This window comes from Pseudomonas rossensis, from assembly GCF_039888995.1.
Lineage (GTDB): Bacteria > Pseudomonadota > Gammaproteobacteria > Pseudomonadales > Pseudomonadaceae > Aquipseudomonas > Aquipseudomonas rossensis.
On sequence record NZ_JBBWCB010000172.1, the window covers coordinates 1 to 9,981 of the forward strand.

The following is a 9,981-nucleotide window of genomic DNA, read 5'->3' on the forward strand; positions in this document are numbered from 1 at the left end:
GTAATAAAGGCCACTGGGGCCAAACTCGCCCAAGGCATAGCGGTGCATCTGACGACTGTCACGCAAACCGGTATTCACCCGTGCGCCGGTCTGCACGGTCTTGTAGGCCACCTGCGGGTAAAACTCGTTCCAGCGCTGGTGCGACCAGCCTTTTCCTGGCGGACGGCCTTCCGCCGACGAGCCGATACGGCGGTTGAGGAAAAATTCAATCTGCTTCTGCCAAGGGTTGCGGTCGACCACGTTGGAATACTGGCTGGGGAACGGAGTCAGGCCTGGTTGACGCAAGAACGCGTCGAGCGCCGCACTCGGCGGAGCGCTGCGGGCGACGCTGGTGGGATCTTGTTGCGGTAGCGGGCCGATGGTGGCGGGTGGAAAGGGCAACTGCGCCGCCGGGGTAGTGGGGTCGAGTTTTTCCAGACCGAATTCTTCGAACAGCGCCAGTGGCTGAGTGAACGGCAGAGCACCGTACAGTGGGCTGGGTTTTCCGTTAGTAGGGTAATTGAAACTGGTCTGCAGCGCTGGCGGCAGGATGTTTTCCTGGAGCGGGGTTTTTCGGGTGCCTTTGACGCCACCCGGCAAATCGAAGGAATCCAGGTTAGCCGGGGGCATGGTCAAAATGGCGTTCAAGGCGCCTGCTTTGTCAGCCGGTTCGTCGTAGTTCGCCGAGGGGTCTGACGGTTCGGGCTGTCGCTCATCGTCGATCGGGCTGGCACGTAGAGTCGCTGTGCCCAGCGTCATAGACAGAAGGACGCTTACACGCGTCAGGAGGTCGAACCACTTGAAGGGGTACCGCGCTTTTCTGTCCATTACCAGCCGCCTCAAAGTCGTGAAGGGGTAATGGGGCTTGTGCAAGGACCTCGCCAGATTTGTAACGGTTTTTTACGAAAGCATTAAGACTAATATAACAATGGCTTATCAACATCAATTTGCCATAACCGGGGAAACGACTGGGGAATGACACCCGCTAACGGGGAAAGTTCGCACCCGTTTTCAGGGGACCAATTTGAACGACAGACGGACACTCGTGCCCTCGCCTTCACGGCTTTCCAGGGTCACCGCACCGCCAAACCGCTCCATGATCCGCTTGACCAGCACCAGTCCGACACCCAGCCCGCCTTGTTTGGTGGTGAAAAACGGCCGGAAGGCCATGCTGCGCTGTTCTTCGTTCATGCCTTTGCCGGTGTCGCTCACCACCACGCCGAGGCCACGGGAATCGGTCGGCTCCAATGTGATGGTTAACGTGCCGCTCTTGTCCATGGCTTCCAGTGCATTGGCCAGCAAACTGTTGAGGATCTGCGTCAACTGCACCTGCTGGCTCAGGACCATGGGCGTCAGCTTCGGGTCGAACACCACGTGGACCGAGGCTTTGGCGATTTGATGCTCGAAAGCCATCAGGCTGTCATGCAGCGCCGCCACCAGGTTTACAGGCTCGGAGTCATCGTTGAGCGGACGCAAGGATTGCAGCAGCTCCCTCACCCACTTCGACATGCGATCCACTTGGCCGATGATGTCATTGATGTTCTTGTGGGCCGGGCCGCTGTCGAATTCCAGCGCCAGTTCGGCGCTTGAACGGATGGTCGCCAGCGGATTACGCAAACTGTGGGCCACCGCCGACGACATCTCGCCCAGGACGACAAAGGTTTCGTTGGTGATCAGTTGCTTTTGTTGCGCCTCCAGCAAAATGGCCGCCCGGCGCACGATCCAGTAAAGCCCCAGGTAAATCAGCCCGCCGCCCAGCGCAGTGGCCAGCCAGATCAGCACCAGGCCGCGCTCCATGCGGCTGATCAGGTCCTTGGGTTCCTTGTAGATCTCGACCATCGCCGTGACTTTGTTGCCGTCGGCATCGAACAGCGGAATGTAGTTCTCGATAAAGATGTATTCCGGGGGCGTCACGAACTTCTGCTCCATGCGGCTCTTGTCCACATCGTGATAGCTGGCCGACACAGGAACTTTGGAAGTAAAGGCGTGATCCAGGTCCTCGTCGGAGTGGATCGTGGTGCCCATCAATGCCGGGTTGGTCGACCAGATCACTATGCGGTCGGGGGCATAGATGTTGGCCAGGATCACGTCCGGCAGGTGCGCGATATGGTCGAGGAACTCGCCCCGGGCATTGGCACGGGCCAGCGGGTCGACATCGGAAAAGTCCTTGTCTTTGCGCGGATCGAGCAGCTCGCCCATGGTCCGCACATTAGGGATCGACACATGACGCACCTCGGCCGAGGCAATCGCCTGAACAAACTGTGACGTCAACAACGCGTCGCGCTGCACGCTTTCGGTAATCACGAACCGGGTGGACACCGTCCCCAACGCCACCGCCACCGTGCCAATCACCGCCATGCTGATGAGCGAAAACCAGCGCAGTAAATTGAACGGCTGCTTGCGCGAGCTCAGGCGAATATCACCCCCCTCGGCCTGGAGTGTTTGAGTAGGCATGTCCATGGACGTGTTCCCGACGATTCCCCTATAGGGTTATAGCCCACTAATGGCCGTTTGCCCGACGTTGGGTCTCGTCCCCCCACTTCCTCCTTATGCCCATCTACCCCCAATGCTGGGGACAGTGGCCCGCTCCCAAAAACCGCGCTCCGATGCCGTTTATGGGTGATACGCCCGTGACTGGGGCCTCTACCGGCCGTTTTCGCCGGTTGGTATGGAAGTTGCCGAAGCCCTCTCAACTGACCCGTCTCCATGGGGCAGGCATTCCGATATATAGAGGGCTTAACTCATGCACCCTTTACTGTCCAAAACCGCGGTCGCCCTGGTCGTTAGTGCACTGGCCCAAGGTGTCGCCCTGGCGGCGCTTTTTGCCGTCGACCCCGGCCCCTATGTACCCGCCAATGGCTCGTTCGCCGCCTGGTATCAGGACACTCACGGTCGAACCCTCGAGCTTTGCCTGTCCAAGGCCGTCAGCTCCAGGGTTGCCAGTGCACCCGGTGCGCCGGCCTACATGTGCCTGTTGAATCCGACCCCCGGCGTTTTCGACGACACGCAGCCCGTCGTTTTCCCGAGCAACTTTCCCGATGAGGCGTTCTGGTTCACCGGCGACGGCTCAATCGTCGATACCGCACGGGGCATCGACCTGACCTATGTCAGCGCCGTGGAAGCCGCCTTCGCCGCTGAAGAACCGGTAGACGGCGACCAGGTCAGTTTTGGCCGCATCCGCATTCGGGTGGACGTGCCCACCGCCGGCGTCTACACCATCACCCACCCCTATGGCGTCGACATATTTGACGTTCCCGCCGGTGGACGCCGCGCAATCAACATGACCCGCGACATCGGCATTGGCACGCCGAAAACCTACGACGGCGCACTCAAGAGTGACATCGGCCCATTCCTGCGCAGCGTCAACGGCCCCTACACCGAGACTAACCCGGCCACCGGGTCGGCCGAGCATTTCGTTGGCGATCCGAATCTGGAAGAAGCCTTCACCGGCAGCCCTTTCAATACCAACTACATTCGCATCGAAGGGCCTAACGGTCTGGACTTGCGCACAACAGTAATGGCCATTTCCGGCAAGTTGGCGACCGTGGCCCGGCCAACCCCGATGATCACCGAGCGCAGCACTTACTCGCGTAAGGCCGGTGAAAGCGCACCGGTGGCGCAGCAGGATGTGTTCGTCATGGCCCCACCGCCACCGGCCACCGTGACCCTGGACAGCAACACTCCGGTGCTGAACCTGACCGAGGCTGATACCTCCGGCCACTGGTACGCCCAGTCCGCAACCAACCCGACATTGCCAAACAACCTGGTGCTGACCGCCGATAACCACCTGGCCATTCCCAGCAGCACACCGACCACCCTGTCGATGCCACTGACGGACCTGGTGGTGATCCAGACCGCCCAGTACAGCTTGAGCTCCGCGCAAATCACGGTAGTGGCTTCGACCAGCGATGAAACCTCGCCGCCGGTACTCACCGCCACCACCAGCACCGGTGTCGCCATAGGAGCCCTGAGTGGCGATGGCGCAGTGAAATCCCTGGCGACCGGCATCTCGCCAATTCCACCGGCCAAGGTTCGAGTGACGTCATCCAATGGCGGCAGCGATACCGAAGAAGTGGTCATCGTGCAATGAACGCACACATGCCCAGATCCTCATCAGGAGGCATCATGAACAAATTGCCACGCCTGGCGCTCAACGCCCTGGGACTGACTCTATCGCTGTCCGGCAGTGCTTTCGCGCAACTCGCTGCCGTCGACCCCGGCCCCTACACCTTTGCCACCGGGAAATTCCCGATGTGGTATCAGGACAACAATCTGCTGTCGCTGGAACTGTGCCAGTCGCGGGCTACCAGTTCGCGGTCGCCTGGCGCACCTGGCGCGCCCTCCTACATGTGCATCCTGAATCCGGAACCTGGGGTTTTCGACGACACCCAGCCGATGGTGTTTCCGGATAACTGGCCACCGGAAGCGTTCTGGTACCTCGCCGAGACCACCATCGCCGATGTCGGAGGCTATGGCGTGGATGCCTACGTGGCCGGGATCGAAGCGGCATTCGCTGCGGAAAACCCTGTCGACGGCGATCAAGCAAGCTTCGCGCGGATTCGTTTGCGGGTGAACGTGCCTGTCGCCGGGACCTACACCATCACCCACCCGTACGGCGTGGAAACGGTCACCGTCACCACGCCGGGCCGTCGGGCGATCAACATCACCCGCGACATCGGCATCGGCGCACCGGGCAACTTCTCGGGTGCCCTCAACGGGCAGGTCGGGCCATTCCTGAGCAGCGTCAACGGCCCCTACACCGAGGTGAACCCGGACACCGGTTCCATCGAGACATACGTCGGCGATCCGAACCTCACCGAAGCGGTCACCGGCAGCCCGTTCAATAACAACTTCCTGCGTGTGCAGGGGCCGGCCGGGACCATCCAGACCACCCTCTTTACCGTGTCCGGCAAAGTCCTCGACAACCGTGCGCAAACCCCGGTGGAAATTGGCCGCGCCACTTACCGCCGAACCGCTTCAGGCCCGGGCACCAGCAGTACCCGGGTAGAAGTGTTTGGCAAATCGACCAACGGTTCGAGTCTGTGCTTCCGCGAAACCGTAGCCCTTGTGCCCGGACCACCGCAGTCGCCATGCCTGACCAACATGCTTGGCGACAACAACGGCCAGTTCTTCGGCCATCGCCTGACAGGTGCCACCGTGCCTGCGGTGGTGGTGGTCACCGCTACCGACCCGAGTGCCACCACCCGGCCAACAGCCGTGTCGAGCAAGGTCACTGACCTGGTGAAAATCCAGACCGCTCGCTACAACTGGAGCAGTCACAGCCTGGTGATCGAGGCCACCTCCACGGACGAAGTGGCGGTGCCAGACATGGTCGCGCAGGGTTATGGACGTCTGTCGAAAACCGGCATCTTGCAACGCCTGACCGTCGCCGACCTGACTCAGCCACCGGCCAGCGTCACGGTCAAATCGGCGGCGGGCGGCAGCGATACCGAGCTCGTCGTGGTTGTCGGGACCGCACCGGATACCGGCGAGAACCAGGCGCCGCTCTCCGTTGCCGACACCGGCAGCACCAGCTTCGGCGTGCCAATCACCCTCAACCTGCTGGCCAACGACAGCGACCCGGACGGCAACACGCCACTGAGCATCACCGCGCTGACCCAACCGGCCGCCGGCCAGGGCACCGTGGCATTGAGCGGAACGGCATCAGTTGTCTACACCCCACCCGCCGTGGTCAATGCACTGCTGACCACGACCTTCACCTACAAGGCTCAAGACGTCAAAGGCCTGGCCTCGACCGCTGCGGCGACCGTGACCATTACCGTTGCGCCTAACCAGTCTCCGGTGGCGGTCGCCGACAGCATCGCGACCCTGGGCGTGGCGGTTCCGATCAACGTGCTGGCCAACGACACTGATCCGGAAGGCAACGTGCCTCTAGCCGTCGCCAGTTTCACCCAACCACCGGCAGGTCGTGGCACCGTCAGCAGCAACGGTACGGTGATCACCTACACCCCACCGGCCACGGTCACGACGGCCTTCACCACGACCTTCACCTACATCGCCCGGGACAGCTTCGGTGCCCTGTCGACACCGGCCACGGTCACCGTGCAAGTCTCGCCAAGGCCTGCTGCGGAAAACTTCACGGTGACCACGGCTACGGTGTCAGCTCGCTCCAACAACCGCTTCACCTGGGACTTTGCAGGGACTTCATCGGTGGTCACCGGCAACACCATCACCGTGCAGGTCACCACCCCGACCGGGCTGGCAACCCTGGGCACCACCACGGTGCCAGTGACCGGTCGCTGGCGGTTGACGGTGAGCAACAGCACCACAGTGATCCCGTCGGCTAACCCGACTGCAACCATCCGCTCGTCCCAGGGCACCGAGCGTACGGTGTCGGTGATCTCCAACTGAGCCCTCGCCCCGCCCGCCGATTCGGTGGGTGGGGCCGGCCTGTTCCCAAAGGACGCAGCCATGAAAACCTCGACCGTCGCCCTGCTCTGCCTGCTTCTGCTCTGCAGCAGTGCGGGCGCGCACGCCGACGATTTGATGGAGAACGACGACCTGGCCCCCGGCGCCGACCTCGGCGAGTTACCACCACCGATTGGCCAGCAAGCACTGATCGATCAGAACGGCCAGGCCAACGTTGCGCTGCTGCAACAGAACGGCCAGTCGCTGCTCGGCACCATCGTCCAGTCGGGCAGTAATCAGGAAGCCTACATCCTGCAACAAGGCAGCGACCTGATGGCAATGATCACTCAGCAAGGTTCCGGCAACGCCGCCTCGATCACCCAGACCGGCAGCCACAACCGCGCGCAGATTTCCCAGAACGGCAACAACAACGACGCCAGCATCGACCAGGCCGGGGCGGGGCTTTCAAGCGCCGTGACCCAGTCCGGAAACGGCATGAGCGTTTCGGTCAAACAATACCGCTAAAGCACTGCACCACTTGGAGGTTTCATCATGTTCAAACTGACGCCCCTCACCGCTGCCATCCTGGTCCTTGTCAGTGCCCAGGCGATGGCCGACGACAGCGTTTCCACCCAGGACCAGGTCGGTACCGCCAACATCGCCGACGTGAAACAGACCGCGGCCCCGTTCAGTACCGCCACCCAACAACAACTCGGCGAGGGCAACGACGCCGCAGCGGTGCAAGACAACGCCACCGGCACCATCACCCAGGATCAACTCGGCGACTACAACGCCGGTTACGCTGAGCAACTGTTCGAAAACGGCAGCACCATCACCCAGCAACAGGTCGGCAGCTCCAACACCAGCCACGCCAGCCAGTCGATAGGCGTGGGCGGCAACGAAGCGCTGCAACAACAGCAAGGCACCGGCAACTTCTCGTTCATTTATCAGGACACTCAGGAAGCCACCCAAGCTCAAACCTTCCAGTTTGGTGACAGCAACGAGGCCAATATCGAACAGATCCAACTGGGCACTGCCAACAACGCAGTGATCATCCAGTACGGCACCGCCAACTACGCCACCGCCGAACAAATCGCCCACATGGGTGGCCAGATCAATCTCAACCAGGCGGGCGAAGGCAACTACGCCTATGGCGACCAGCGCGATGGCAACGGCGGTACCGTGACCATCAACCAGTTCGGCGACTTCAACGGCGCCGAAGTCTGGCAAGGCGGGCAAACCGCCAGCGAGGCCACTGTCAACCAGTACGGGCAAACCAACGAAACCGTGGTCGACCAAAGCTTCGGCGAAAACAACGTCGCCCAGGTGCTGCAAGTCGGCGACCTCAACGCGATTTATGCCGACCAGTTCGAATCCGTCGGCTCGACCCTGGCGCTGTACCAACAAGGCACCAACAACGTGCACTTCACCTACCAGAAGGGCGACAGCCATGTGCTGAACGCCACCTCCGTGGGTAACGACAACAAGGTCTACGCCAGCGACTGGAAAGGCCCGGAAAAGGGTGGCCAGTTCGGCAGCAACCAACGTGCAACCGTCAACCAGAACGGCACCAACAACACCGCCAGCTTCAAACAGGACGGCATCGGCCACCTCATGACCACCAGCCAGACCGGTACCGGCAACAAAACCACCGTCAAACAGGCTGAAAACTACAACGAGCTGTACTTCGACCAAAACGGCAGCGACAACATCCTCATCGCCGACCAGCGCGGCACCACCAACCTGGCCCAGGGCAGCAGCAACGGTACCGGCAACACCACCGACTTCGACCAGTCCGGCACCGGCAACCAGGCGTTCACCACGCAGCTGTATGGCAGCGACAACATGATCACGGTCAAACAGGCTGACACCATGAACGTGGCCTATGTGACACAGGGCGGCACCGCCAACATTGCCAATGTTAATCAGAGTGGCATGACCCAGACTGCGACGGTGCAGCAGTTGGGTGCTGACAACAAGGCGACTGTGCTGCAGCAATAATCGCAAGGCGTAAAAAAACCGCGGCCCGTGGAGGGTTGCGGTTTTTTTGTCTGTGTCGGTTGATCGTTCCCACACTCTGCGTGGGAACGATCGATGGTACGGCTTACGCCTGCGGATCAATGTTATCCAGCGCCCGATTTACCGCCAGGTCGGCCAGCATGATGACCTGCTGGATGCCCAATAACATGCTGCGCTGTGGCCCCTCCAGAAAGACTGCGAAATCAGTGGCCATGACACTGGCGGAAGCCAACGATTCACAGGCGTGGGCCAACAGGCTTTCGGTGTCGATGTCCGGGGCGATGACGAACATCGTCCTGAACTTGCGTTCGGGCGTGTCTTTTTGGGGATTGAGGTAATGGTCGAGGGCGCGGTCGGCGGCTTCGTGGAGTTTTTTTGAATCGGGTGATTCGTAGGGGGAAACGGTGTCGGTTTCTGGGGGATTGGGTGTGGGTTTGAACATGGGGAAGCTCCTTGATTAATGGAGCCGCCACACATCGCTGCTAAACGGAAAAGGGTGGCGACTGTACGCGGGTTAGCAGACCAGGGATCAAGGAACCCGGCGCACCGAAGTGCCCCACGCACAGCCACCATAACGCAGATCAGCGAGGACAAAAAAAGTCGACTGATCGAGAGGTGACACTGGCGTGCCTTGATATTCACCGAGCTGCTAAACCCGATCGCTGAATTGGCAGCGATGGGGAAACGATAGAGACCAGGGCCAAGGCGCACAAGCCGGCGGATTCTGGCGTAGTTGTAGGCAACGGCGCAAGGCGGTGTAGCTTTCAGGAAGTAACGTTAAACGCTCTTAAACACCCCCCCTCAAATCAGTACATATCCCCTGTGGGGGCGCGAGCTTACCCGCGATGGCGGAGTGTCAGCCGACATCAATGCTGAATGGCACACCGCTTTCGCGAGCAGGCTCGCTCCCACAGTTGGACTGGGTACATCTGAGGGAGACTGGTCGGCTGTCAGGCCGCCATCGCGGGCAAGCCTTGCTCCCACAGTGGTTTGGGTACATCCGCAAAAGTCAGGTCGGCTGTCAGACCGCCTTCGCGAGCAGGCTCGCTCCCACAAAAAATCAGACCTGCGAACCCCCAACCAAACAACGAGGCCGAGCGTTAGCTCGCCTCGCCTGCTTTTGATCTGCCCGCCCCTTCGGGAGGCTGAGTGGAGGTGTTCATCTGGGGGGCAGGCGCGCAGCGCCGTTCGACGCAGTCGAACACATCGAGAGGAGGTCGAAGCGAAGCCGACCGGAGGCGATGCCCCCAGATGAATGCCGGAACGAAGGAACGCCGAGCCTAAGCGAGGGGCCGGACGCTGGGGCAAAGCCTTTTGGTTCCTTTTTGGCGTTTGAAAAAGGGACTCGCTGTAAAAGCGAAACCATTAGCGGCCGTTACCGCAGGAATGGATATGTACGCCTGAAAGAAATAGGTCGGCTATCAGGCCGCCTTCGCGAGCAGGCTCGCTCCCACAGTTGGACTGGGTACATCTGGGGGAGGCTGGTCGGCTGTCAGGCCGCCATCGCAGGCAAGCCAGCTCCCACATTTGGATGGAGTACATCTGAGGGAGACTGGTCGGCTGTCAGGCCGCCATCGCAGGCAAGCCAGCTCCCACATTTGGATGGAGTACATC

6 protein-coding genes and 1 pseudogene are annotated in these 9,981 nt (G+C 60.9%); 4 read left to right on the top strand and 3 right to left on the bottom strand.

All coding sequences use genetic code 11. From position 1 onward, the window contains the following. Both WLY71_RS27295 and WLY71_RS27300 read right to left on the bottom strand, forming a co-directional pair. A pseudogene (locus WLY71_RS27295) lies at window positions 1-807 on the bottom strand (copper oxidase); the annotation flags it as partial. A 183-nt stretch (window positions 808-990) separates the two neighbouring features. Further along, window positions 991-2,439 (bottom strand): sensor histidine kinase, encoded by a 1,449-nt coding sequence (locus WLY71_RS27300; protein ID WP_347806033.1) that lies wholly within the window; start codon window positions 2,437-2,439, stop codon window positions 991-993. A gap of 283 nt (window positions 2,440-2,722) precedes the next feature. Here WLY71_RS27300 and WLY71_RS27305 point away from each other — a divergent pair, with 283 nt between their 5' ends. From WLY71_RS27305 to WLY71_RS27320, 4 genes are read left to right on the top strand one after another with little or no spacing between them, the layout of a single operon-like run. Continuing rightward, window positions 2,723-4,069, top strand: coding sequence for a hypothetical protein (locus WLY71_RS27305; RefSeq protein WP_347806034.1), 1,347 nt, complete (start codon window positions 2,723-2,725; stop codon window positions 4,067-4,069). A gap of 35 nt (window positions 4,070-4,104) precedes the next feature. Beyond that, the gene (locus WLY71_RS27310) at window positions 4,105-6,351 is read left to right on the top strand and encodes an Ig-like domain-containing protein (protein WP_347806035.1); all 2,247 of its coding nucleotides are present in this window, start codon (window positions 4,105-4,107) and stop codon (window positions 6,349-6,351) included. A gap of 60 nt (window positions 6,352-6,411) precedes the next feature. Further along, window positions 6,412-6,873 carry a curlin gene (locus WLY71_RS27315; protein ID WP_347806036.1) on the top strand — a complete coding sequence of 154 codons (462 nt, stop codon included), beginning with the start codon at window positions 6,412-6,414 and terminating at the stop codon, window positions 6,871-6,873. Window positions 6,874-6,900: 27 nt separating this feature from the next. Beyond that, window positions 6,901-8,349 carry a curlin gene (locus tag WLY71_RS27320; protein WP_347806037.1) on the top strand — a complete coding sequence of 483 codons (1,449 nt, stop codon included), beginning with the start codon at window positions 6,901-6,903 and terminating at the stop codon, window positions 8,347-8,349. A gap of 103 nt (window positions 8,350-8,452) precedes the next feature. Here WLY71_RS27320 and WLY71_RS27325 read toward each other — a convergent pair whose 3' ends face one another. After that, window positions 8,453-8,809, bottom strand: coding sequence for a DUF6124 family protein (locus WLY71_RS27325; RefSeq protein WP_347806038.1), 357 nt, complete (start codon window positions 8,807-8,809; stop codon window positions 8,453-8,455). Between the last annotated feature and the right edge of the window lie 1,172 nt (window positions 8,810-9,981).

What these genes read in the sequence shown, in the direction of transcription:
- WLY71_RS27300 (WP_347806033.1), bottom strand. Translation starts at nt 2,439, where the DNA reads ATGGACATGCCTACTCAAACACTCCAGGCCGAGGGGGGTGATATTCGC.
- WLY71_RS27305 (WP_347806034.1), top strand. Translation starts at nt 2,723, where the DNA reads ATGCACCCTTTACTGTCCAAAACCGCGGTCGCCCTGGTCGTTAGTGCA.
- WLY71_RS27310 (WP_347806035.1), top strand. Translation starts at nt 4,105, where the DNA reads ATGAACAAATTGCCACGCCTGGCGCTCAACGCCCTGGGACTGACTCTA.
- WLY71_RS27315 (WP_347806036.1), top strand. Translation starts at nt 6,412, where the DNA reads ATGAAAACCTCGACCGTCGCCCTGCTCTGCCTGCTTCTGCTCTGCAGC.
- WLY71_RS27320 (WP_347806037.1), top strand. Translation starts at nt 6,901, where the DNA reads ATGTTCAAACTGACGCCCCTCACCGCTGCCATCCTGGTCCTTGTCAGT.
- WLY71_RS27325 (WP_347806038.1), bottom strand. Translation starts at nt 8,809, where the DNA reads ATGTTCAAACCCACACCCAATCCCCCAGAAACCGACACCGTTTCCCCC.